This is a genomic window from Gardnerella sp. 30-4 (assembly GCF_001641215.1).
GTDB lineage: Bacteria > Actinomycetota > Actinomycetes > Actinomycetales > Bifidobacteriaceae > Bifidobacterium > Bifidobacterium leopoldii.
The window spans coordinates 1-25,672 of the sequence record NZ_LXJL01000030.1 but is presented as its reverse complement, the minus strand read 5'-3'; the positions used below and the strand labels follow the sequence as shown (position 1 = coordinate 25,672).

At 40.7% G+C, this 25,672-nt stretch carries 17 protein-coding genes, 5 tRNA genes and 1 riboswitch; of the genes, 21 read left to right on the top strand and 1 reads right to left on the bottom strand.

Annotation, left to right across the window (positions count from 1 at the left end; all coding sequences use genetic code 11):
• Positions 1-546 precede the first annotated feature (546 nt).
• The 14 genes from A5294_RS02660 to A5294_RS02595 all read left to right on the top strand — a co-directional run bounded on the left by A5294_RS02660 (position 547) and on the right by A5294_RS02595 (position 15,474).
• Positions 547-619: transfer RNA gene (locus A5294_RS02660), tRNA-Gly, on the top strand.
• A 28-nt stretch (positions 620-647) separates the two neighbouring features.
• A tRNA-Cys gene (locus A5294_RS02655) sits at positions 648-718 on the top strand.
• Positions 719-748: 30 nt separating this feature from the next.
• A tRNA-Val gene (locus A5294_RS02650) sits at positions 749-820 on the top strand.
• A 40-nt stretch (positions 821-860) separates the two neighbouring features.
• Positions 861-933: transfer RNA gene (locus A5294_RS02645), tRNA-Val, on the top strand.
• Positions 934-1,554: 621 nt separating this feature from the next.
• Positions 1,555-1,644, top strand: a riboswitch (TPP riboswitch).
• Between the two features lie 190 nt (positions 1,645-1,834).
• Complete coding sequence (locus tag A5294_RS02640; protein WP_004574239.1) at positions 1,835-3,076, top strand: hydantoinase/carbamoylase family amidase; 1,242 nt, start codon at positions 1,835-1,837, stop codon at positions 3,074-3,076.
• Positions 3,077-3,375: 299 nt separating this feature from the next.
• Positions 3,376-4,860, top strand: coding sequence for a putative allantoin permease (locus tag A5294_RS02635; protein ID WP_082851869.1), 1,485 nt, complete (start codon positions 3,376-3,378; stop codon positions 4,858-4,860).
• Position 4,861: 1 nt separating this feature from the next.
• Positions 4,862-6,238 carry an allantoinase AllB gene (gene allB, locus A5294_RS02630; protein ID WP_004106667.1) on the top strand — a complete coding sequence of 459 codons (1,377 nt, stop codon included), beginning with the start codon at positions 4,862-4,864 and terminating at the stop codon, positions 6,236-6,238.
• A gap of 60 nt (positions 6,239-6,298) precedes the next feature.
• A complete protein-coding gene (thiS, locus tag A5294_RS02625) occupies positions 6,299-6,496 on the top strand; it encodes a sulfur carrier protein ThiS (RefSeq protein ID WP_004106666.1) in 198 nt (65 codons plus the stop codon).
• On the top strand, positions 6,497-7,120 hold the full coding sequence (gene thiF, locus A5294_RS02620) for a sulfur carrier protein ThiS adenylyltransferase ThiF (protein ID WP_004106663.1): 624 nt from the start codon (positions 6,497-6,499) through the stop codon (positions 7,118-7,120). It abuts the gene before it with no gap.
• On the top strand, positions 7,110-7,877 hold the full coding sequence (locus A5294_RS02615) for a thiazole synthase (RefSeq protein WP_004108959.1): 768 nt from the start codon (positions 7,110-7,112) through the stop codon (positions 7,875-7,877). Before thiF ends, A5294_RS02615 begins: the two co-directional genes overlap by 11 nt.
• Positions 7,878-8,020: 143 nt before the next feature.
• Positions 8,021-8,096: transfer RNA gene (locus A5294_RS02610), tRNA-Gly, on the top strand.
• A gap of 174 nt (positions 8,097-8,270) precedes the next feature.
• Positions 8,271-11,516 (top strand): tetratricopeptide repeat protein, encoded by a 3,246-nt coding sequence (locus A5294_RS02605; protein WP_064340394.1) that lies wholly within the window; start codon positions 8,271-8,273, stop codon positions 11,514-11,516.
• 52 nt (positions 11,517-11,568) lie between these two features.
• Positions 11,569-14,343 (top strand): NAD-dependent DNA ligase LigA, encoded by a 2,775-nt coding sequence (gene ligA, locus A5294_RS02600; protein WP_064340393.1) that lies wholly within the window; start codon positions 11,569-11,571, stop codon positions 14,341-14,343.
• 3 nt (positions 14,344-14,346) lie between these two features.
• A complete protein-coding gene (locus A5294_RS02595; RefSeq protein WP_064340392.1) occupies positions 14,347-15,474 on the top strand; it encodes an Mrp/NBP35 family ATP-binding protein in 1,128 nt (375 codons plus the stop codon).
• 91 nt (positions 15,475-15,565) lie between these two features.
• On the opposite strand, the gene A5294_RS02590 is transcribed toward A5294_RS02595, so the two are convergent.
• Complete coding sequence (locus tag A5294_RS02590; protein ID WP_004574246.1) at positions 15,566-16,936, bottom strand: DUF349 domain-containing protein; 1,371 nt, start codon at positions 16,934-16,936, stop codon at positions 15,566-15,568.
• 96 nt (positions 16,937-17,032) lie between these two features.
• On the opposite strand from A5294_RS02590, the gene hisS reads away from it, so the two are divergent.
• The 7 genes from hisS (at position 17,033) to A5294_RS02555 (ending at position 25,600) form a co-directional block, all read left to right on the top strand.
• Positions 17,033-18,433, top strand: a complete 1,401-nt coding sequence (hisS, locus tag A5294_RS02585; protein ID WP_064340395.1) for a histidine--tRNA ligase — start codon at positions 17,033-17,035, stop codon at positions 18,431-18,433.
• Between the two features lie 91 nt (positions 18,434-18,524).
• Positions 18,525-20,321, top strand: coding sequence for an aspartate--tRNA ligase (aspS, locus tag A5294_RS02580; RefSeq protein WP_064340391.1), 1,797 nt, complete (start codon positions 18,525-18,527; stop codon positions 20,319-20,321).
• 188 nt (positions 20,322-20,509) lie between these two features.
• Positions 20,510-21,280 carry an amino acid ABC transporter ATP-binding protein gene (locus A5294_RS02575; protein ID WP_032835443.1) on the top strand — a complete coding sequence of 257 codons (771 nt, stop codon included), beginning with the start codon at positions 20,510-20,512 and terminating at the stop codon, positions 21,278-21,280.
• Positions 21,281-21,348: 68 nt separating this feature from the next.
• Positions 21,349-22,182: a glutamate ABC transporter substrate-binding protein gene (locus tag A5294_RS02570; protein ID WP_064340390.1), complete on the top strand. Its 834-nt coding sequence runs from the start codon at positions 21,349-21,351 to the stop codon at positions 22,180-22,182.
• A gap of 1 nt (position 22,183) precedes the next feature.
• Entirely contained in the window at positions 22,184-22,861 is a 678-nt protein-coding gene (locus A5294_RS02565; RefSeq protein WP_004574250.1) for an ABC transporter permease subunit, read from the top strand.
• 5 nt (positions 22,862-22,866) lie between these two features.
• A complete protein-coding gene (locus tag A5294_RS02560) occupies positions 22,867-23,952 on the top strand; it encodes an amino acid ABC transporter permease (protein WP_004106637.1) in 1,086 nt (361 codons plus the stop codon).
• A 208-nt stretch (positions 23,953-24,160) separates the two neighbouring features.
• Entirely contained in the window at positions 24,161-25,600 is a 1,440-nt protein-coding gene (locus tag A5294_RS02555) for a UTP--glucose-1-phosphate uridylyltransferase (protein ID WP_064340389.1), read from the top strand.
• The last annotated feature ends 72 nt before the right edge of the window (positions 25,601-25,672 follow it).

Here is a 25,672-nt window from a genome sequence, read left to right as displayed (position 1 = left end):
ATGTTCATTATAGCTTTATTTTTTATAATATCCAATGCACCAAAGGATTCAATGAATACTATTGTTCAAAAACATTTATCTAGAAAAGATACGAAACTAAATTGCGTTTGAATAATAAAAAACGGGAAAATTAACTATTACAAAAGAGCTGGTCATTCCCCCAAACCAACTCGTTACGAGATTAAGGGGTAAGGGGAGCCCCAGCTCTACATTCAATTCTATCATATGAGCATCTACATTATCGCAAGTGTGACTCATATTGTTGTTATTGTTTAGCAGATTTATCATACATAATAAGCACAAGTATCAAAACTGTTTCCCTAACGCAACAATTTTGAGAAATAACTCAAGAATCACAATAACAATGTTGTTGATGCGTAATCGCTTCTGATAGAGTTTCCCACATAAGCGGGGCGAGACAACCTGCTTGAGCACACCAAGCAACACCAAGCGACACGCCAAAAGACGCAAAGCTTGCATTTGTAAATATTTCGGGTATAGTAGTTACTCGTGCTTCGGCGCTGACACAGTTAGCAAGAAAGCATTGCGGACATAGCTTAGTTGGTAAAGCGCAACCTTGCCAAGGTTGAGACCGCGGGTTCGAGTCCCGTTGTCCGCTCTAGGTCCGATGAGTTATTCGACCTTACGGTGGGTTAGCCAAGCGGTTAGGCAGCGGCCTGCAAAGCCGTATAGATGAGTTCGACTCTCGTACCCACCTCGATTAAGCTTCAAGCTTAATAAACAACCTGGGCGGTTGGCGCAGTGGTAGCGCACTTCCCTGACACGGAAGGGGTCACAAGTTCGAACCTTGTATCGCCCACTCGAAAGGATTGCCTTTCACGCATAATTAAAAAAATTTTGGGTGATTGGCGCAGCGGCTAGCGCACTTCCTTCACACGGAAGGGGTCATAGGTTCGATTCCTATATCACCCACAATATGTTCGCAGTGTAAAATCACTGCGTTTTTTGTTATCTGGATATTTTTTTATTTGCCAACTTTCATATGAAAATTTTTGCATGCGAACACAGGGGGTCATAGCCACAAAAGTGTGTAAAGCTAAGCTGATGAATATCTTGCGGTATAAGACGCAGCTCAAACACCGTTACTAATTTAAGCTAACGAACTGAGAAAACAACGGTCATATGTTACTGGTGCAGTGCACAAACTGCTCCAGTAACGAATAATTGCAATTTAGTATTACTCATGCAGTATGTAAACTGCGCCAGTAACAAACAATTGCGATTTAGTGTGCGCCGAGCTTGCTCAAGGTTAAAAGCACACTGTGCTTTCAACGCAAGCGAGGTCTGCCTTCGTCAGAAAAGACGAAGGCAGGGCAGAGTCGTGTGAAACATTTGCGCTGTTGGCGAATGAGCAGAAAACAGATTAGATTACCGCAAAACGCTTGTATTGCAAGACTTAATACAAGATTTCTTACACACTTTTTGCCTATAACCTAAATAAATCAAGCAACCAATCATTTCTTCACAGAAACACACATACTAATGTTCATTTTGAGTTCATTTAATATCGTGCTATACTCGTCCGAGTACAAGTGAAAATTGCAGGGGTACTGGAAACAGTTGAGAAACACCCTTTGAACCTGTTTTGTTAAGACATGCGTAGGGAGCAATTACAATAAGTGATTTCTTTCTGTCACGATTTTCGTGACATCTTGCGTTGCCACAAAGTAGTAGCAATTACACGAGTATCAACTAAACAATTAAAAAAGATTTAAAAAACAACTAAAAACAAAAACCAAACACCAAAACCAAAAAATATCCGCCTGAATGTCACTTTTGGGAAAACTTGCACAAGTGAGGAGGAATACTGCACATGATTGATAGCAGCATAAGTGCTGAAACTATAGAATCGGCCATAAGCTGGCTTGCAGGATTCACAGAAAAACCAGGAGAACAAGGAGTTACTCGACCTCTTTACACAAAATCTTGGAAACAGGCTCTTTTTGCTCTTCGTCAACGATTTGAAAAACTCGGTATGACTGTAGAATTCGACCAAGTTGGAAACCTAATTGCAACTGTTGAAGGATGCGAAAAACCAGAAAGCATAATAGCTTGTGGATCGCATATTGACACAGTTTCAAGAGGAGGTCGTTTTGACGGCCAACTTGGAATAGTTGCAGCCTATTTAGCAATTAAGAATTTACTTACTAGATATGGAAAGCCAAAGAAAAGTCTTCGCATTATCTGCTTAGCAGAAGAGGAAGGCTCACGTTTCCCATACGTATTCTGGGGTTCAAAGAATTTCTTCGGACTAGCCCAAAAAGAGGACGTAGAAAATATTTGCGACAGCGAAGGTGTTCCTTTCGAAACAGCAATGCGTGAAGCTGGGTTCAATTATCAAACAACTCAACCTAAGTTCGCAAATCTTGAAGCCTGGATTGAGCTACACATTGAGCAGGGACCAACGCTTTACAGCAATCACGAAGATTTAGGTATTATCACTAGCATTGCTGGCCAGCATCGTTGGGATATTCATCTTAAAGGCGTACAAAATCACGCTGGCACAACAATGATGTCCTACAGGCACGATGCAGTAGATTGCATGTCTCATATAATCGCCAAAAATCTTGACAAAGCTAAGCAAGCAGGCGACCCACTGGTGCTTACTTTCGGTAGAATCAGCGTAGTTCCAAATCAAGTAAATATTGTTCCTGGAGAAGTTACTTTTTCAATGAACTGCCGTCATACAGATAAAGCTTTTCTTGATAAATTCTTGCAGGAACTCGACGAGGATATTCACGAAACTGCCAAGTCTTATGGCATTACAGCGCAGATCGATAAGTGGATGTCTGACGATCCTACACCACTTAGCGACGATATTATTAATCTTTTGAAAGATCAAGCTAATAAGCAAGGTTATGCGTACAGAGTCATGCATTCAGGTGCTGGTCAAGATACGCAAATTTTTGCTCCGTTTGTAAAATCCGGAATGATTTTCGTTCCTTCAAAAGATGGTATTAGTCACGCTCCAGAAGAGTACACAGATCCACAAGACGCTGTTCACGGAGTAAAGCTTTTACGAGATGCTCTGCATAGTTTGGCTTATGAGGACTAACTAAAAACCAACTAAAAAGATAACGAAAACCAAATAAATAGAAATCTAGGAAGGACTCAAAAGGCATATACGATGCAAACTTCACTGCTTAATTAATCGCAGCGAAGAAAAGTGAATATCGAATGAGAGTACAACGCTTATTCACGAATAAGAGGCTGATACGAAGGGGCGCACCACCACGGGTACGAAATCCTTTCGTATCTTTTTTTATTTTTGAGCAAAGTTGCGATTATTACTTTCAAAAAACTCAAAACACAAAAAAGAATCAAATTACAAACAAGAAAAGTAAGGAGGTGCGCATGCAAATTAGTAAACTGCTACAAGATGAGCCAGTAGCTAGTAAAAACTTGGAATGTTACCGCGAGCGCGGCTACACCAACGAAGATTTACTGCCAAAGCCGCAAGAAAAACGCACAATGAGCGCTCTTAATTTCTGCACTTTGTGGATGCAGTCTGTACACAATATTCCTAATTATGCTGCAGTTGGCGCGTTCCTTTTAATGGGATACTCTCCAATTTACGTAATGATTGGTATCATGCTTGGCGCAATTCTTACAGCAATTGTCATGGTTGCTAACGGTGTTGTAGGTTCCAAATACGGCATACCGTTTTCTATGCATTTGCGCGCAACATACGGAAAAGCAGGCGCTCAACTACCAGGATTCCTCAGGGGAGTAGTTGCTGCAATATGCTGGTATGGAATTCAAACATATATAGGTGCGAAAGCTTTAGAGATTCTAGTTGGCAAAATTTGCCCTGAGTTTCTTACTTTTGGAAACAAAATACCATTTGTAGGTTCACACATACCTATTATTATTTCCTTCGCAATATTTTGGTTGCTTAATTTGGCGATTGGTTTAGGCGGAGGAAAAACTCTTAATAAGCTAACTGTAGTATTAAGCCCACTTATTTACGTTGTTTTTGGTTGCATGAGCGTATGGGCTATTAGCTGTGCTGGTGGATTATCTGCAATCATGCAATATCATGCTACTGTTCAAGCGCCAACTAATTACGGTCTTGGGCTTTTCATGATGATGGTTGTAAATTCTGTACTGGGCGTTTGGGCTGCTCCTGCCGTTTCTATTGCTGATTTTACGCAAAACGCAAAGTCAACTATGGCTCAACTAAAAGGTCAAATTGCCAGCTTCTTGCTAAGTTACGCGCTTTTTGCTTTTACAAGCGTAGTTATTTTAGTGGGCGGATCGCTTTTTTACCATGAAACTATTACAGATGTTCTTGTTATCATAAACAAGTGGGATAATCTTCCTGCAATTGCAATAGCTACTGGGTTGCTTCTACTTACTACAGTTTGCACAAATGCTACTGGCAATATTGTTCCTGCAGCATACCAGCTAACTGCTTTAGCTCCGCGATTTGTAAATTATAAGCGTGGCGTAGTTATTGCAGCTCTTGTAAGCACTGTGTTAATGCCGTGGAAGTTTATGGCTAATATTACAGGCTTCTTGAATCTTATTGGTATGCTTTTAGGCCCTATTGCAGGTGTTCTACTTGCCGACTATTACGTAGTAAAGCGCACACATATTGATCTTGATCAAATTTATTACGATACAAATAGCTCGTCAAAATCTGCTTATTCTGGAACTAACTGGATATCTTATACTGCTACGATACTTGGGCTTTTATTTGCTCTTTCCGGGCAGATAATTCCTCTACTTTCACCACTTACTCAAATCTCATGGATTGTGGGATGCGCTGTAGGATTCGTGTGTCAAATATTACTATCAAAAGTTTTTCAGCCAACAATGGCTAAAGAAAGGAAATAATATGAACTACGATGTAGTAATCACAAATGGTTTGGTTGTATTCGATAATGAAGCAACTAAAGCCGATATAGCAATTAAAGACGGCAAGTTTGCTGCTTTTGGAAGCAACTTTACAGCCGATAAAACTATTGATGCAACTGATTTAATAGTTGTTCCTGGAAAAGTTGATTCTCACGTTCATATTAACGCTCCAGGCGGCGGCGTTCGCGACGATTGGGAAGGTTTTGTAACAGCAACTTCTGCCGGCGCAAAAGGCGGTATTACTACAATGCTGCAAATGCCTTGCAATCAAATTCCTGCAACTACTGATGGAAAATCATTTGAAGCAGTGCTTAAAGAAGCCGACGGAAAGCTCAAGGTTGATGTTGGTCAAACTGGTGGCTTGGAACCACAAAACCTCAATGGCGGAATATGCGAGCAAGATAAGCAGGGTGTCGTTAATTACAAAGCATTCCTCGGCACTACTGGCGACAAGGATTTGCAAGTTGATTTGTATAATTGCGACGATTATTCCCTCTACACCGGTATGCAGCAGATTGCAAAAACCGGCAAAATTTTGATTATGCATTGCGAAAATGCTCCTATTACAGACCAGCTTGGAAAGAAAGCTCATCAAATGGGAGCTAGAAAGCTTTCTGAGTTCGTAGCAACCAGACCTGTTTTCACTGAAGTTGAAGCGATTGAACGCGCTTGTCTTTTTGCTAAAGAAACTGGATGCAGAATTCATATTGTTCATGTTTCTTCACCAGAAGGTGCTCAAGCTGTTGCTGACGCTCGTAAGAATGGCGTAGACGTAAGCTGCGAAACTTGCAACCATTACCTATATTTCGACACTTCTGAGCTTGACGAAATTGGAAATATCGCTAAGTGCACTCCGCCAATTCGTGACAAGGAAAACCAGAATGGCTTGTGGGAAAAGGTTTTTGACGGTTCTATTAACTTCATTGTTTCCGACCATTCGCCAGCTCCTTTGAGTTTGAAGCAAACTGATGATGCTTTCACAGCTTGGGGTGGTATTGGTAGCGTTCAAAACGATGTTGATGTGTTCTTTGATGAAGCTGTGCAAAAGCGCGGAATGTCATTAACTCAATTTGTGGCATTGAATTCTAGCAATTCTGCAAAACGCTTCGATTTGAAAGGAAAAGGCAGCATACGTTTGGGTTACGACGCAGATCTTGCATTCATTAAGCCAAACGCTCCTTATGTTCTTAAAGCTGAAGACCTTGAGTATCGAAACAAGTTCAGCCCATACGTTGGTCGCACTATTGGCTGCCAGGTGGTAAGAACTTTGCTTCGCGGCGAAGAAATTTACAGCCAAGAAAATGGCGTTTGCAAAGGCTTCAAGGGCAAGTTTATTCTTCATCCAGCTAAGGATTAGGTAGAATCTTTAAACGTAATATTTAAAACTTAAAGCATATTCTACAGAAAGGAGGTAAGTGTGCTGAAACTTAATCACGATACTGTGGATTATGTTGAGAACGAGAATTTACTTGAACTACTTAAGCGCGAAGGTTACGACAGTACTTTTGTTGCAATAGAAGTTGATGGTGAATTAGTAAAACGCAAAGATTTTGAAACTTTCATAGTTAAAGATAACGCAAAAATTGAAGTATTTAGCATTATGGGAGGAGGATGAATGGAAAGTGACGATATTCGCGCAAAAGTTCTTAAACGTCAGCTAAAGGAAGATAATGATTTGTTTGCTCAACAATCAGTTTCAATACTTGGCTGCGGCGGTTTGGGATCAAACATTGCGTTGATGCTTGCGCGAGCCGGCGTAAAAAAGTTGTACATTTACGATTTTGACAGTATCGAGTATTCGAATTTAAACCGTCAAAATTATACGATTAACGAAATTGGACAACACAAAGTATCTGCTACTAAAGCGCGGCTTAATGAAACTTTGCCGTACGTTGAAGTAGAAGCTTTCGTGCAAAAAGTTACGCCGGAATCGTTAGATGAGATTGCTGAGCGCTCCGACTTGTTTATTGAAGCATTCGACAATCGCGAATCGAAAGCAATGGTTCTTGACTATTTCATGAATCATCCTAACAAATATGTTATTACCGCTTCTGGCTTATCTGGACTAGGAGATATTAAGAACGTAAAAATTAAGCATCTTTCAAACGTGTGCTTAGTAGGTGATTTTAAGTCTTCTCCTGAAGAAGGCTTGTATTTGCCTTATGTTTCGATTATCGCAAGTTTAGAAGCGTTAGAAGCGTTGAAATGGATAAAAAATGGAGGAAATTATGGAGAATGAAGATTATTTAGAATTAGGTGGTAAGAAGTTTACTTCTCGATACATTTTGGGTTCTGGAAAGTATTCTGAGGAGCTTATTGATGCCGCAGTAAATAGTGCTAAAGCTGAAATGATTACTGTAGCAATTCGCTATAGCGAGAAAGCTGCAGGAATTTTAAAGCATATTCCAGAAGGCGTTACCATTTTGCCTAATACTAGCGGATGCGTAACTGTAGAGGAAGCAGTTAACACTGCACATATTGCTCGCGAAATGGGTTGCGGAAACTTCATCAAGCTTGAGATTATTCCTGATCGCAAGTATTTGTTGCCAAACAATGAAGCTACTTTGCAAGCAACAAAGATTTTGGCTGACGAAGGTTTTACTGTTCTTCCTTACATGTATCCAGATTTGTACTTTGCTAAGGCAATGCGCGACGCTGGAGCTGCCGCAATTATGCCTCTCGGCTCTTTGATTGGCTCTAACAAGGGTCTTGAAACTAAGAAGTTTATTCAGCTTATTATCGACGAAATCGATCTTCCTGTTATTGTCGATGCCGGCATTGGCGTTCCAAGCCAGGCTGCTGAAGCAATGGAAATGGGTGCTGCAGCTGTAATGGCAAATACTGGAGTTGCTACTGCAAACGATATTGTGCTTATGGCTAAAGCATTCAAGCTTGGTATTGAAGCAGGCCGCGCAGCTTATCTTGCAGGCCCTGGTCGAGTGCTTGAAAAGGGTGCAACACCATCTTCTCCAAAGCGCGATGACGAAAGCAAGTAAGCAAACAAATAAAATAAGTCTTCAACTTAAAACACTGAAAATCTGAAACAAGTAAGCCTTACAAGTGCAGCCAGTACTTGTAAGGCTTGCGACATACCTAATTTGCACTTTTTATGAAAATGATATAAGGTATTCACTTGTTTGCGGACATAGCTTAGTTGGTAAAGCGCAACCTTGCCAAGGTTGAGACCGCGGGTTCGAGTCCCGTTGTCCGCTCCATTTGAAAATAAAATATCCACAATTCTGCAACATTCACACATCGAACATGCGTTTCCTATATACTACTTATATACTGAACTATGATGTGACGAGTGCAGTCAGCGCACAAGATTAAATGCTGAATGCTTACGAACGCAACTTGCATTATGTCAACGACTTGAAAGAATGGGGATTATGGCTGAAGACGTGCAATCTACCGAGCAGACACACTCTAAAGAAGATCGTATGTCAATCATGTCAGACGCTATTGATTCCTTATGGCAACAAGGCGAAATTACTTCCATTCCTACTTTTTCTAAACACCGTATTTTTTGTGATTTTCCAGGACTTCCAGCAAATACCCAACTAGCTTGGTTTAAAATCCCTGGGAAACTATTTGGAATTGCGCTAGGTTTATGCAAAGATGATGGAAAACATTTTCGTCAACTTGCAATCGCAGACAAAGATGGGAGAGTTTACACAGGAGATAAAGTAACTCCTGTAGAAGCAATTGAGCGCATACCACAATTGTCATTTATTGAGCAAGGGTCTTTTAATCTATATAACAAAACTAGATTCTATGGATCTAAGCAAATACAAGCATCACATAACTTTACAAAACAACTACAAAACGTATTTAAAAATTTACGAAAAAAGAAAGTAAATAAGAATACTTCAAGCTCATACGCAAAACAAAACATTAACGATAAGCCTTTTGTCTATGGCGATGTTGTTATGCAAGTTTCTTTAGATGATGGCTTACATCAAGTTGCTTCATGGATCTGCTTAAACAATGGAAAGCATAAAAAATATACTATCGAAGGCACACGCGTATCGTTGAGTGACGATTTTAGATGCAATCTTTCATATGAAGACGCTATTGCTACAGTATTTTTTGCGACTTTTTTTGTGCCAGATTTACACCAATCATTAGTTGGTTTTGGATATTTTCACGTATTACACCGCTTGCATACAGAAGCTCCTCTTGGCGCAATAAGAAGAAGCGTTTCCGATATTAAAACTGCGCGCAAAGAAGGTTTTAGAGTTTCCGGTTTGGAAGAATACTACGAACGCGTCATGCGCGACGTTGGAGCATTAGAGCAAACTCACAGTCTAGAAGCAGTCCATGCAGCGGAAAGATTACACTTACAACCTGCACAGAAAACTTCAGCACATTACTTGATTTGGGATGATTCATTAGAGCCTTCTGCAGCTTTGAAAGTGTTGCGCATTGAAGGTGCATTAAACAGACTACAAGCAATTTATCAATGCATTCAAGCAAACGCATCGCAAGGTGGTAAAAGTTTAGAAGATAATATTACTTGCGAGCGCATTTGTGCTATCGATAACTCATTTATTGAAGATCCAGCTTTTATTGCTAGCGAAGATTTAGGAATGCAAAGTTTCGGAGATCCTACGCAAGATGACTGTATTCGCCCATTAATGCATTTATGGCGCAAAGCTCGCAAGTGCCAACAGTCTGCATCGTATTTAAAACAGACTGAAGCAGGAGAGTGGTTGTATCGCCAATCTTTAGCTGAACTTATTCGTAGCTTGTATTTACCGTTCCGTTTTGATGCAGATTTTCGCTCTAATTTAGGAGATGGGAAAGTTGCATTAGCTTTTACAGCAACAGGATCATCACTAATGCCAAGAAGTATCTACGATACTCATAAAAATAAGTGGCATGAGTATAGCGATAGCGAAAAGTCCAATATTTCAGTAAATTACAATTTGAGAATTGGAATTATGCTTGCAACTCTCGCTTTTGGTATTAGCGATAAAATACAGCAAGTTTCTATTAGACTTGACTCTATAGGTTTAGAAGAAATGGTTGCTGCACAAGATAGCGCTATTAGCAATCTACTAAATCGTACGCTAAGAGCACTAAATAGAATTGATAACAATAGTACGACGCACGAAAAAGGTGAGCCAAAAGATGGAGACATTCATGGCGACCCTTCTAAGTTGCAAGATTTGCAACACCTACCGTTTGCTGATGTTGTAGAAGCTGCGCAATCATTAGTAGATGAGCATAGTGATGATTTAACAAGCGCAATGGCAGCCGGAAACAATGAAAACAACGCAAATAACACAAATCCTTTAGCAGCATTTAGCGAACCGCCAGAAGTGCGAACTTTAATGACCGTCACTTTCGAACGTGACAATTTCGTAAAACATATTCGCTCGCACGGATTACGAAATCCTATAGAATTCTACAAAAAATCTAACGCTCGTATAAGCTTAAACGAAAATTGCAAGCTTAACACTGTAGAACCATCATTCGATTTGCATGACACTTGCTTCTCACCTAACGGCGCACAGGAAGAGCCAGAGTTTTCAGACACACTATTTAACGAAGAACAAGAAGAAATACTCGGAACAGAACATGCTAAAGGTCTTTCTATACAACGAGAAGACTTGCTACAGCAAGCAGTCGCCGATTTTCATCATATTGCTTCACAACCATTGCTAACAACAGCTGAAAAAGCTCGTGAAGCAATGAATATCATCGAACAAATTGGCGACCCAGAGCTTAACAACCAAGCAGATATAGTAACTCGTTCACTTATTGACGAAACTACAATACCGGAACTTCATTTCAAAGCATCTCAAAATATAAGAGATATGCGCATACACGCCCAAGAACAACTCATAGAGGGCGACATTAAACAAGCATTAGAATCTTATGAGAACAGTATTGCAAAATTTGACACCATGTTCACAATAGATAATGCTGTGCCACGTTACTTTAATTCATATGCAGAACGAGTAGTGTACAACCGCTTATTCGCAACACCAGACGAGCAAACACTACTTATTCCAGACGGATTATTCTACGCCCACATGGAATTAGCAGATTTGCTCTCACAACTACATCAATATGATGCGGCGTTAAAACATTTAAACACAATGGTTTCATACGCTCCAACATACGCATTATCGCATTTGCGACTTGCAGCAGCATTATCGCAACAAGAAGATTGGACGTCAACAGTAGCAGCATGTCTAAACGCACTTCGAGTCGCATTAGACAAAGACGACGCAGCATTCGCATACTATAGATTAGCTTATGCAGCTTGGATGCAAGACAAGTTCACTCTGGCAGCAAGCGCTTACCGAATGGCAGACTATTTAGCTCCAGGAAGAATAGAACCGCTACAAATGGAACTAGAAGAATTATTATCACGAATGCGCTCGCAGTGTTATAAAGCTCCTACTAGTATGGATGATGTTAGACATTGCTTTATGAGTGACGATATTCCTGTCTGGCCTAATATTGAAGCAAATCATATTATTGGAAAAGCCGCAAAGCTAACTGTTGACGATGGAATGTTTGTAATTGCAAGAACTTTGTGCGTAGCGCATATTCGAATGTCACTGAATGACGATTGTGAAGGTGCAGTACAATCACAGTTCTTACGTTCATTAAATGCGTAAATGGTAAGTGACATAATCTATATAAAGCAACAGCTGATTTGAAGGGGGTTTCATGAGTATGGCTCACGATGATATCGAGTCAAAAAACGCACAATGGACTCTTTTTGACGATTTTGACGAGCAAAATGAGACTCATGAAAATACGCAAAAAACAGATACGTGGATTGCTCAACTTCAGCCAACAGACACTGATGCGTTGGCTCTTGGAAACTTGCAGCCAGCGACGCTTACTATAGAGCAAGCTGCGAAACTTTGGGCAAAATTGGCAGCTTGGGCACAATCTGATCAAATTGCTTATTACGTAGAAGATTCTCCGACTAGTTCAGACGCAGCATATGATGCAAGAATGCGAGCGCTAAGCGCTTTAGAAGCTGCCTTCCCAACTTTAGATACTCCTCAATCTCCAACACATCGCGTAGGTGGAACTTTTTCTAACGATTTTACTTCTGTAAAGCATCCGTCTCGAATGATGAGTTTGGATGACGTATTTTCAATTGAAGAATTACATGATTGGTATAACAGCGTAATTCGCGATTTACAATGGGATGAGTCTAAGCCTCTTCCTATGACTTGCGAAGTAAAAATTGATGGTCTTGCTTTAAATCTTATTTATCGCAACGGTACTCTTGAACAAGGTCTTACTAGAGGCGATGGCGTAACTGGCGAGGATATTACATTAAACGTAAGAACGATTGAAGCAATACCAACACAGCTTCATTCTGATAATCCTGACGATATTCCTGAGTTCGTGGAAATTCGTGGCGAAGTTTTTATGAAATGGGAAGACTTTAGAAAATTAAATGATGAACAAGAAAATGCTGGACGAGTTGCTTTTGCAAACCCTCGTAACGCTGCAGCCGGCTCTTTGCGCCAAAAAGACCCACGAATTACAGCCACGCGTCGATTAAGCTTTTTTGCACACGGACTAGGTGAGCTTCGTTGGAAAGAAAATACAAACCATAACAATAGTGAAACAAAATTTAATCAGTCTGACGCATATAAGCTCTATCAACAGTGGGGAATACCTGTTTCTCCGTACACAAGAAAAGTCACAAATTTTTCTGAAATAGAAGAAATGATTGACTATTACGGAAAGCATAGAGCAAATATTTTGCACGCTTTAGACGGCATAGTTGTAAAAGTTGATGACAGAGCATTACAGCATCAACTAGGAGCTACTTCTAGAGCTCCACGATGGGCTATTGCATACAAGTATCCTCCTGAAGAAGTTAATACTTATTTGAAGGATATTATTGTCCAGGTTGGAAGAACTGGAAGAGTAACTCCTGTAGCTGTTCTTGAACCTGTTACTGTAGCAGGATCGACAATTTCTCGCACAACTCTTCATAATGCTTACGAAGTTGAACATAAAGGCGTGCTAATTGGCGATACTGTCGTAGTTCGTAAAGCTGGGGATGTTATTCCAGAATTAGTCGGACCGGTACTTAAAGCTAGGGAAGGGCGAGAAAATGAACTTAGAAAGTTTGTTATGCCAGAATACTGCCCATCTTGTGGAACTAAGCTAGCTCCTGCAAAAGAGGGAGATAAAGACATTCGTTGCCCAAATGTAGAAAACTGCCCAGCTCAACTTACAGAACGAATAATTCACTTGGCTTCCAGACAAGCTTTTGATATTGAAAATTTGGGCGATAACGCTGCGCTAGCTCTTACAAATCCTGAGGATTGCAGACCTACAACTGCAGAAGTTTACTGCCCAGATATGGATAAAATTATAATTCAGCGAGGCGCAACTCAACAACCATATATACCGTCACCAGATTTAACGCTACCTGAACCACAAACTCCAGTACTTAGAAATGAAGCTGGATTATTTAGTATTACTGCCGACGATTTGCAAAATGTAATGGTTTGGAAAGAAATTCCTCTTGTTGAAGAGTGGAAAGAAGTTAGTAAAGACGGTAGCTTTAAAAAGCGTACACGCAAAATAGGCGGATCTGGTCTTTGGCATCAAGTTAGAGCATTTTGGACTCGCACAATCGAAGCAAAGTTATCTACAAATTACGAAGCAGAAGGAACTCCCGAAAAAACTACTTCACCAAACGAACAATGGGATCCTCAATATCCTAAATTCCAAGTTCCAATTGACGCTAAAGTGGTACTTTGGAAAAATAAGCGCATTACTAGAAATGCTAAAACTAGCGACAACGCTAAAGAAACAATAAATGTGCCATGGTATACAAGACCTTCTGAAACTACTCGTAGTATGCTTGAAGAAATAGCTCAAAAAGGCAAGAATGCAGCACTGTGGCGAGTTTTGGTTGCTTTATCTATTCGTAGACTAGGTCCACCAACTGCACGTCTTATAGCGGCAAATTTTGGATCTTTAGACAATATTTCCAAAGCATCTATTGAAGAACTTACACAAATTGATGGAGTTGGTCCTGAAATTGCGCAAGCAGTATACAACTGGTTCCAACAAGCTAAAGACCCTGCTAATTGGCAATTTGAAGTATTAAAATCGTGGCAAGAAGCAGGTGTAGTAGGGAAAGTTGAAGCATCATCTTTCGCTCAAACATTAGTAGGTAAAACAATAGTTGTTACAGGATCTTTGCAAGGATTTACAAGAGACAGCGCAAAAGAAGCTATAGTCTCAAGAGGCGGCAAAGCATCAGGATCAGTAAGCAAGAACACATATTGCGTTATTCTAGGCGAAAATGCAGGATCCAAGGCAACTAAAGCGCAAGAACTTGGCATCCCTATGCTTAACGAACAACAGTTTAATACTCTTTTAAAAACTGGGAACTTAGAAGAAATACTACAAATTGCAAATAATACTGTTCCAAATCTCATTGCTGAGGAATCATAACGGATGAATACAAGTGAACTCGAAAAACAAGTTTACGATTTGCTGGGTAGCGTTATTGATCCAGAATTAGGTCGCTCTGTTACCGAATTAAATATGGTAACCGGAGTGCATGTGATAAAGAAAGCTGAAACCATTGATACAACAAAGTTTGCTTATGATGTAGAGATAAATCTTGAACTTACTGTGCCAAATTGCCCTCTTGCGGAAGTAATTACAGGACGAGTTCAAGAAGCTATATCTAAATATCCTCAAGCAATACTCATACCGCACGTTAACGCTACTGCAATGAGTAAAACTAAATTAGAAAAGTTGGTTGCAGATTTAAAAGCTGAACGCAAAGAAAATCCATTTAATAAAGCTGGCACTCGCACGAGAATTTTTGCTATAGCCTCTGGGAAAGGCGGAGTGGGAAAATCTTCTATAACTGCTAATTTAGCTGCAACTTTTGCCGCATTAGGTTACGATACTGCAGCTATTGACGCCGATATTTACGGCTTTTCTTTACCGCGAATGTTTGGAGTTAATTCTCAACCAACAAATTTAAACGGAATGCTTATGCCTGTAGTTGCTTGGGGAGTAAAGCTTATTTCTATTGGAATGTTTGCTGGAACTGATCGTGCTATTTTGTGGAGAGGACCACGATTACAACGTTCTTTAGAGCAGTTTCTTTCAGATGTTTGGTGGGGCAACCCTGATGTTTTACTTCTTGATTTAGCTCCAGGCACAGGAGATATGGCATTAGCTGTAGCGCAATCCTTACCAAACGTAGAGCTTGTTGTAGTAACAACTCCACAGCCTAGCGCATCAGATGTAGCAGTTAGGTCAGGTCTTATGGCTTTGCAAATTCCTGTAAAAGTTCGCGGAGTTGTTGAGAACATGAGCTGGTTTGAAAATAACGGCGAGCGCTTAGAATTATTTGGTTCAGGAGGAGGAAGGAGAGTAAGCGAACAACTTTGTAACGCTCTTGACACTAATGTGCCTCTTTTAGCTCAACTTCCTTTAGATCCTGCGCTTAGAGAAACTGGTGAAGCAGGGAGACCTGCTGTTCTAACCGAAGATGGAAAATTGGCAGATTCTAATTTAGCTAATACTTTTATTCATTTAGCTAAATCTTTAATAAAAAACTCTTAAAGCAAATAAAGCTTAAAATACAGCCGAAAAAATAAGTATGGGGTTGCTTAAAATCAAGCGACCCCATACTTTTAGTTAGTTATAAAACTAATTATTTAACAGCGTTCAACCACTGCTCTTTAGTAGCCTTTTCAGCTTCCAACTTAGCTTTACGCTTATTATCGGTTTCCTTAGCAATAGCAGCGTTAAGCTCTTCTAGTTGTGCTTCCAACTGTAAAGCAAAACTGGACTTACGAGCGTTAGCTTCAGGATCAGCCTCACGCCAAGCAGCTTCTTCAACAGCCTTAATCTTTTTATCAACGTCGTTTAAGCGAGACTCAATACGACGCATATCTTCACGAGGAACGAAACCAATAGCATCCCATTCTTCCTGAATCTGAGACAAAGCCTTACGAGCTTTCTTAGCAGCTTCTTCATTTTCTACTGGCAACAAAGCCTCTGCTTTTACGAGCAAAGCTTCCTTCTTAGCAAGATTTTCGTGTTCTCCAGCATTAACCTTTTCACGGTCATTTTGACGAGCATGATAGAAAGCATCAGCAGCTTCGCGGAACTTAGCCCACAAAGCATCATCGTGCTGGCGGCCAGCATTGCCAGCTTTCTTCCAACGATCCATCAAAGCATTGAACTTCATAGAAGTTTCACGCCAATCTTTTGAATCTTTTAAGCTTTCAGCTTCTGCAATAATAGCTTCCTTAAGCTGCTTAGCAGTATTACGCACGTGCTCACGTTCTTTAACCCAAGAATTGCGAGCCTGAGAGAATGCAGAACGAGCCTTTGAAAAACGCTGCCACAAAGCATCGGCATCAGACTTATTCAAGTGAATAGTAGTACGCTGATGCTCCTGCCATTCGTCAAATAAAGCACGTAGCTTATCGTTTAATTCACGCCAATTAGTAGATTCATTCATTTGCGCTACTAACAATTCTGCACGTTCTACAATATTTGTACGCTCTTTCAAAGCTTTTTCCAGAGCTTCTTTTCGAGCTTTAGCGATTGCTTCCTTCTTTTCATTACCTTTTGCAGTCAATTCGGCGTGTCGCGCACGTAAAGCAGCAATATCGCCTACGGCAGCAGGATTTTCCAATTCAGCTTTCAAAGTATTAAGCGTTTCGTCAATTTCTTTTGCTTTTACATTGGAAGCTTCTAAGCGCTTAGCAAAAAGATCAAGCTTAATCTTCAAATCAAGATAACGGTGAATATAGAAAGTCAACGCTTCTTCAGGAGTGCCAGTGGAGTATTGACCAACCTCACGCTCAGCACCGTTTTCAGTAACGTAAACAGTGCCATTTTCATCAACACGGCCAAAAGTTTTTGCGGCTTTAATATCCTCTTCACTATAAGAAATGGTTGGTGCTTGAGCAACAACACGAGTCTTATGCGCGAAGCTTGCTGGAGATGGAGCAACTGGCTTTGGCGCGGTAGTAGTTTTAGTAGTTTCTTCAGGTTTAGTCTGTTCGGTCACGGGACGACTCCTTACAGCAGATGCACGGTAACAATGTTACGAATAAGTATGACGGTAAGCCATGATTTTTCCGCAACACCACCTATTATAGTGGACATGGTACAAGGCTCATCAATATCGGGTTTCCCTGAATGGCTTCCTAGTGAACGCGCTGTTGAACAGCAAGTAATTGACACACTAAGAGAAGTGTTTGAACTCAACGGTTTTATTGGAATTGAAACGCGTGCAGTAGAACAGGGTTCAAGCTTATTAAAAAAAGGCGAAACCAGTAAAGAAATTTATTTATTATCGCGTTTACAAGAAGTTGGTCACGAATCCGACACTCCTGTAGAAGAACGCATTGGTTTACATTTCGATTTAACAGTTCCACTCAGCCGTTACGTCGTTGAGCATACTGGTGATTTGACGTTCCCATTTAAGCGCTGGCAAATGCAAAAAGTTTGGCGAGGGGAGCGTCCACAAGAAGGTCGTTTCCGTGAGTTTGTTCAAGCAGATATCGATGTCGTAGGAAATGGCGAATTACCTTCACACTACGAAGTTGAACTTCCACTTGTCATGGTTGAAGCTCTTGAGCGTTTACGTAAGTTCGGTCTTCCTAAGGCAACTGTTCATGCTAACAATCGAAAGCTTTCTGAAGGTTTTTATCGCGGTATTGGATTAAGCGATATCGAGGGAGTTCTTCGAGAAATCGATAAGCTAGACAAAATTGGCGCTGAAGAAGTATCCAAGCTTTTGGTAAAAGAATGCGGAGCTACGGCTTCTCAAGCTGATGCATGCTTAGAATTAGCTGAACTTACTGCCGAAACAGGAGATGAGTTGAAGTCTCGTTTCGACGAATTATGCGATAAGCATAATATTTCTCGAAATGATGATAACGAGTCTTATGTTTTAGCTTCTCAAGGTGTTGAAACTCTTGCAATGATTGTAGACGAGGCAGCACGTATTCGCCCAGGCGCTGTTGTTGCTGATTTGAAGATTGCTCGTGGACTTGACTACTATACTGGTTCTGTTTACGAAACTTTCCTTGATAATGCAGCATCTCTTGGTTCAATTTGCTCTGGTGGACGTTACGATAATTTAGTTTCACAGGGCAAGAAGAAGTATCCAGGCGTAGGACTTTCAATTGGCATGTCTCGACTGCTTTCTTATATGCTTCACACTGCAGGAGCTACTGTTTCTCGAGTTTCTCCTGCTGCAGTACTTGTTGCAGTGTGGAATGAAGAAGATCGTCCTGCATGCAATGCTATTGCTAAAACTTTACGAGATCGAGGCATTGCAGCAGATGTTGCTCCTAGCGCAGCAAAGCTTGGTAAGCAAATAAAATATGCTGACAAGCTCGGCATTCCTTATGTGTGGTTCCCTGCTGATAGCACTGAATCAGAGTCATCTCACGATGAAGTAAAAAATATTATTACTGGCGAACAGGAAACCGCGGATGCCACGTCTTGGCAACCGGATACTGTTTATGCCCGGCAGACAGTTTCTTGCGCTAAATAATGTTCTTGCAAATTTGCTTGAATATTGTGCGCAAAATCATGTCAATAGAAACAAATGAATATATCAATTAGATTGTAGAGGAAGTGGACTTATGAGCCAGACGGCGTATCGCACACATCATGCCGTTGAAGTGACTGAAGAATTAGTCGGGCAAAAAGTAACCATCGCTGGTTGGGTTGATCGTCGCCGTGATCATGGTGGAGTCGCCTTTGTTGATGTCCGTGATAACACAGGCTTAGTGCAAGTTGTTATTTACGATGAAGAAACTGCACGACCATTGCGTAGTGAATTCGTTGTACAAGTGACCGGCGAAGTTCGCTTGCGTCCAGATGGCAACGAAAACGATCATTTAGCAACCGGTAAAATTGAGATTGTTGCTCAAACTGTTACTATTCTCGCAAAGTCAGACGCTTTGCCATTCCAGGTTTCAACAGCTTTGGAAAACGAGTCCGAGAACAAGCTTCCAAGCGAAGATGTTCGTTTGAAGTATCGCTACCTTGATTTGCGTCGCCCATCTATGCAACGCAATTTGAAGCTTCGCTCTGATATGGCTAAGGCTGCCCGCCATGCTTTGGAAGACATGAACTTTACTGAAGTTGAAACACCAACTTTCATTAAGTCAACTCCTGAAGGTGCTCGCGACTTCGTTGTTCCAGCACGATTGGTTCCAGGCTCTTGGTACGCACTTCCACAGTCTCCTCAGCTTCTAAAGCAGTTGCTCATGGTTTCTGGCGTCGAGCGCTACTATCAGCTTGCTCGTTGCTATCGCGACGAAGACTTCCGTGCGGATCGTCAGCCTGAGTTCACTCAGCTTGATATGGAAATGAGCTTTGCAAGCCAGGAAGATGTTATGGCTATGGCAGAGCGCGTTATTGCTGCTATTTGGAAGGAAGCTGGTCACGAGATTGCTCTTCCTTTGCCTCGTATTACTTGGCAGGAAGCAATGGATAAGTATGGTTCCGATAAGCCTGATTTGCGTTTTGGAAACCCACTTATTGAGTTGACTGACTACTTTAAGAACACTCCATTCCGCGTGTTCCAAGCTTCATACGTTGGCGCTGTGCTCTTTAAGGGCGGTGCTGCAACTCCTCGCCGTCAGTTTGACGCTTGGCAGGATTGGGCTAAGCAGCGTGGAGCTAAGGGATTGGCTTACGTTGTGTTTGGTGAAGATGGCGAGTTAAAGGGTCCTGTTGCTAAGAATCTTAGTGAAGAAGAGCGCGCAGGTCTTAAGGAAGCTGTTGGAGCAGAAGATGGCGATGCAGTGTTCTTCGCAGCAGGCTCCCGCGAGTCTTCGCAGCTTTTGCTCGGTGCTGTTCGTGTAGAGCTTGCTAGCCGCGCAGGATTGCTTCACCCAGATGAGTTTGCTTTCACTTGGGTTGTTGACTTCCCACTGTTCAAGCGCACTGATGATCCAGATGATGACGACGTTGCTGTTGGTCACTCAAAGTGGACTTCTATGCACCATCCATTCACAATGCCATCTGCTGATTGGATCGATAAGTTTGATAAAGATCCAGAGCACGCTATGAGCGATTCTTACGATATCGTGTGCAACGGTAACGAAATGGGCGGCGGATCCGTTCGTATTCACCGCGACGATATTCAAGATCGTGTGCTTAACGTTCTTGGAATCGATAAGGCTGAAGCTGACGAAAAGTTCGGCTTCTTGCTTGAAGCTTTCAAGTATGGTGCTCCACCTCACGCTGGTATTGCTTTGGGTTGGGATCGTACTGCTGCAATTTTGGCAGGCGCAAGCTCAATCCGCGACGTAATTGCATTCCCTAAGGCTGGCGGCGGTAGGGATCCTCTAACCGGCGCTCCTGCTCCGATTTCTGACGAGCAGCGTGCTGAAACTGGCGTTGATTACGATCCAGAAGAAAACGAGTAAATAGAAATACTTGTAAAAAGTGTTATTGATAAGCCGTTGATTGTTGATTTTATGATTACAATTAACGGCTTTTTTGTAACGTAAGAGTTACAAAACGTAACGATAGTGATAAATAGCCGTAACACAGGTTAGCTAAACTTCTTGTTATGGATAAGCAAGTATCAAAGTCAAATCCAAACGCCGAGGATATGACTAATCGCACTATTTCAGTGCAAAAAGCGGCAAATCCCCTCGTAGAACTAAGTCATGTCGAAAAGCATTATGGAAAACTTCATGTGCTTAAAGACATCAATCTGACTGTTAATAAAGGCGAAGTACTAGTTATTATCGGTCCATCTGGTTCTGGTAAATCGACAATGTGTCGCACAATTAACCGTCTCGAAACTATTGATTCAGGTGACATACGTATTGACGGTGAGCCACTTCCTCAAGAAGGAAAAGAACTTGCAGCTTTGCGAGCAGAAGTTGGTATGGTATTCCAGTCCTTTAATCTTTTCGCTAACAAGACTATTTTGGAAAATGTTATTCTTGCTCCAATGAAAGTGCGCCATATGGATCAGCAAAGTGCTGAATCTCTTGCTATGGAATTGCTTACTCGAGTCGGAGTTGATAATCAAGCAAATAAAATGCCTTCACAACTTTCCGGCGGTCAGCAGCAGCGTGTTGCAATTGCTCGAGCTCTTGCTATGCAGCCAAAAGTTATGCTTTTTGATGAACCTACATCTGCACTAGATCCGGAAATGGTTAATGAAGTTCTTGATGTCATGGTTGAACTTGCAAAAGAAGGCATGACTATGATTTGTGTTACCCACGAAATGGGATTTGCACGCAAGGCAGCTGACAGAATTGTATTTATGGCAGATGGTCAAATTCTTGAACAAGGCACTCCTGAAGAATTCTTTGAACATCCAAAAACTGATCGTGCAAAAGATTTCCTTTCCAAGATTCTTACGCATTAATCTGCTTTTTGTTTTATCTTTCAGTAAAATTCTGAAACTTTAAAACAGTTCTTATGAAGGGAAAAGATATGAAAATATTACAAAATCGCATTTTTCGTGCGATACTAGCGATGCTTTGTACCATATGTTGCGTTATGCCACTTACAGCGTGCGATCGTAGCGATGGTAAAAAAGTCATACGCATCGGTATTAAATTCGATCAGCCAGGCATCGGCTTCAAAAAATCAGGAACTTACGTTGGATTCGACGTTGATGTTGCAAAGTATGTTGCTAAAAAGCTTGGCTATTCCGAAGATCAGATTGTGTGGAAAGAATCACCATCTAAACAACGCGAAACGATGCTCCAAAATGGCGATGTTGATATGATTGTAGCCTCATACTCTATTACGGATGCTCGTAAAAAAATGGTGACATTTGCAGGACCATATTTTATTGCTGGCCAGGATTTACTAGTTCGAAAAGATGAGCATAAAGTAAGCGGTCCAAATGATTTGGACGGAAAGCGTTTATGCTCAGTTTCAGGCTCAACATCTGCAATTGCTATTAAGGAGCGTTACTCTTCAAAGGTACAGCTTATGCAACAGCCTGGTTATGCAGAATGTGCAACTGCATTATTCTCAGGAATTGTAGATGCTGTAACTACCGACGACATTATTCTTGCTGGTTTAGCAACCGCTTCTCGAGGTCGTTTAAAGCTTGTAAACAAGCCATTTACCGCAGAATATTACGGAATTGGCATTAAAAAAGGAAATACAGGCTTAGCTAAGAAAATTAACACAGCCTTAAAAGACATGATTCGTAACGGATCATGGAAAAGAGCTCTAGACGACAATTTACGAGGCACTGGCTTTAAGCCAAACGCAAAGTATAATCCGCCAATTCCTCAAGAAGGAGAGAAGTAATATGCAAGATTTTATGCAGCTATTTACCTCCTACAATATTCCAGGAGCATTCTTGGTTAATATTGAAATAACTTTATGGAGTGTACTTTTTTCATCAATTATTGGCGTAATTCTTGTTACTATGCGCATTTGCCCTGTTTCATCATTACGTATGATTGCTACAGTTTATGTTGAATTGTTTAAAAACATGCCACTTACCATCATTATGGTTTTCATGGTTTTAGGCGTTTACGCTCAGCTTAAGATAGGATTCTCCTCAATTTTTGAAGTGAATTTCTTCTGGCTGGCAATTGCTGGATTATCGCTTTATACTGCAGCATTTGTTTGCGAATCTTTGAGATCTGGTCTTAATACAGTGCCTGTTGGCCAAGCAGAAGCTTGCCGCGCTCTTGGATTAAATTTCTTCCAATCTGCAACACAAGTAATTCTTCCACAAACTTTCTGCGGTTCAGTAGCACCATTAGGTAATACTTTTATTGCTTTGCTTAAGAATTCTACAGTTGCTGCTGCAGCATCAGTTGCCACAGAGACTTCAACAATGATGAGCGAAATGATTGAGAAACATGCAGATTTGATTGTTCCAATCTTCTTAATTTTCGCTTGCGGATACATTATGCTCATCATTCCTATCGGCATTTTGACTACTTATTTGTCAAATAAACTTGCTGTGAGAAGGTGATAACAATGGCTAAACAACGTGAACAATCATTATTATTTGATGCTCCAGGTCCAAAAGCTCTTAAGAAAATTCGCATAGCTAATATTATTGCCGGTTGCATTTTTGTTATTTGCATTATTGCTATTCTCGTTCGTTTGAGCAATCCTCCAGAGGGAGAAAACCAACTTTCTTGGACACTTTGGAATCCTGCACTCGAATCTGAAGCCTGGGTTGATTTTTATCTTCCTGGATTATGGATGACACTAAAGGCATCGTTACTTGCAGTAGTTGGTTCTATTGTATTTGGCTTATTCTTCGGACTTTGCCGTTTACTACCTAATTTTATTATTCGTAGTATTTCCGCAATAGTAGTAGAATTTTGCCGTGCAGTACCAGTATTGATGCTTATGATTTTCTTGTGGAGAGCATTCGCACTTTCTGGTATGAAAGAATCATCATACTGGGCTGTTGTTTTGGCACTGATTATGTATAACGGTTCTGTTGTTGCAGAACTTGTTAGATCTGGTGTTGGCAACTTGCCAAACGGTCAAAGAGAAGCTTCGCTTGCATTAGGATTGAGCGAATACCAATCATTGACACAAATTGAAATGCCTCAAGCAATTATTGCTATGATGCCTGCAGCAGTAACTCAGCTTGTAGTTGTTTTGAAGGATACTGCACTTGGTTCAATTATTATGTACACTGATTTGCTTCAGGAATCGCGTCGACTCGGATCAATGTACTTTAATATTTTGCAAACATTAAGCGTTGCAGCAGTAATATATTTCCTTATTTGCTTGGCATTGTCTTGGTTTGCACAATGGTTGCCATCGCACTTGAAGAATCGAACTGCCGCTCCAACAGAACCAGAGCCTGTTGCTCCAATTGCTATTATGGATCCTTCTAATGTGAACCAAATAGCAGTTGCTAGCGAAGTTAAAGAGCTTCCTTATGGTGGTACTCCACGTAAGTATCACGTACATCATCGCGGTACAAACGCTTCTATTCACCATTGGCGTCACACTCGTTACTTGCAAGGCTATGACGAGCATCATCTAAAAACTGGAGATGAACCGGAAGAAAATGATGACAACAATGCAGAAAATAACTAAATTTCATATTTAGTGGTGTTTAGTAGCAAMTTTCTCATAAGCGCAGTCAGTATTTATTATTGGCTGCGCTTATTATTTTCTATCTTGCAATTTCTAACTTTGGTAGAATCATAATAGTATTTCAAAATAACCGTTAAAAGCAATATTTGCGCAGCGACGCACAAATCGCTAAACTATTAAGGTCACATGCATACGAGGAGGCTTTTACATGGATGACGCGTTTGAGTTGTCCGCTGCAAAGATGCGCGAACAAGGCATGAGCGAAATTGCTATTGAACAATTTAAACACTTATATAATGCTTGGAATTTAGATAAATCAGGGGATAAGCCTGCGGAGTTTATTCGCGAGAACACGGTTGAGCCTATTAAAAGCGTTCCAACTTTCCACGAAATTTACGAAACTATTGATCACGACAAAGCTGTTAACGCATTCGCAAAAACTGCTTTTATTAAATTAAATGGCGGTTTGGGAACATCTATGGGCTTGTCTTGCGCAAAATCTTTACTACCAGTTCGTAGGCATAAAGCTCGCCAAATGCGCTTTATTGATATTATTATTGGACAAGTTCTTACAGCTCGTCAACGATTAGGAGTTAATCTTCCGCTTATTTTCATGAATTCTTTCCGCACGTCTCATGATACTTTGCAAGTACTAAAACGCAATCGCAAGTTTGTGCAAGACAATATTCCTGTAGAAATTATTCAACATCAAGAACCAAAATTAGTAGAGGAAACTGGAGAACCGGTTTCTCACAAGGAAGATCGATCTCTTGAATGGTGCCCTCCAGGTCACGGCGATATTTTTTCAACTCTGTGGGAATCTGATTTATTGCATACTCTTAAAGAAAATGGAATTGAGTATTTGTTTATTTCAAATTCTGACAATTTAGGTGCTAGACCGTCGCGCACTCTTGCTCAACATTTTGAAAATACTGGCGCACCTATCATGATTGAGGTTGCGAAGCGAACGCAAGCAGATCGTAAGGGCGGTCACATTGTTAGGGACGCGCAAACAGGAAGACTAATACTACGAGAAATGACACAGGTTCATCCTGAGGATCGTAGAAGCGCACAAAGCATTAAAAAACATCCATACTTCAACACAAATAATATTTGGGTTCGTGTAGATGCTCTAGAAAAAAAGTTAAAAGAGCACAAAGGAATTTTGCCTTTGCCTGTTATTTTTAATCACAAAACTGTTGACCCAACTGACGAAAGCAGCACACCAGTAGTGCAATTAGAAACAGCAATGGGCGCAATAGCTTCACTTTTTGATGACGCAATTTGCGTAGAAGTTGATCGCATGCGTTTCTTGCCTGTTAAAACAACCAATGACTTATTTATTATGCGATCAGATAGATTCCATCTTACTGATTCATATGAAATGGAAGATGGTAACTATATATTTCCTGATATTGATTTGGATCCACGTTATTACAAAAACATCAATGATTTCAACGAAAGATTCCCATATTCTGTTCCAGCTTTAGCTGCTGCAAAATCAGTAACTATTAGAGGGGATTGGACATTTGGAAATCAAGTTTCAATGTTTGCTGACGCTGTTTTAGAAGATACAGGAGAACCAAGTTATGTGCCGAACGGAGAATTCGTGGGACCGCAAGGAATTGAACCAGACTCTTGGGTTTAAAGCAGATTTCTTGCAAATATGCGATTTTTATTGATAGTAAATAAAATTATCTATAAAAAAGTTATATGGCGT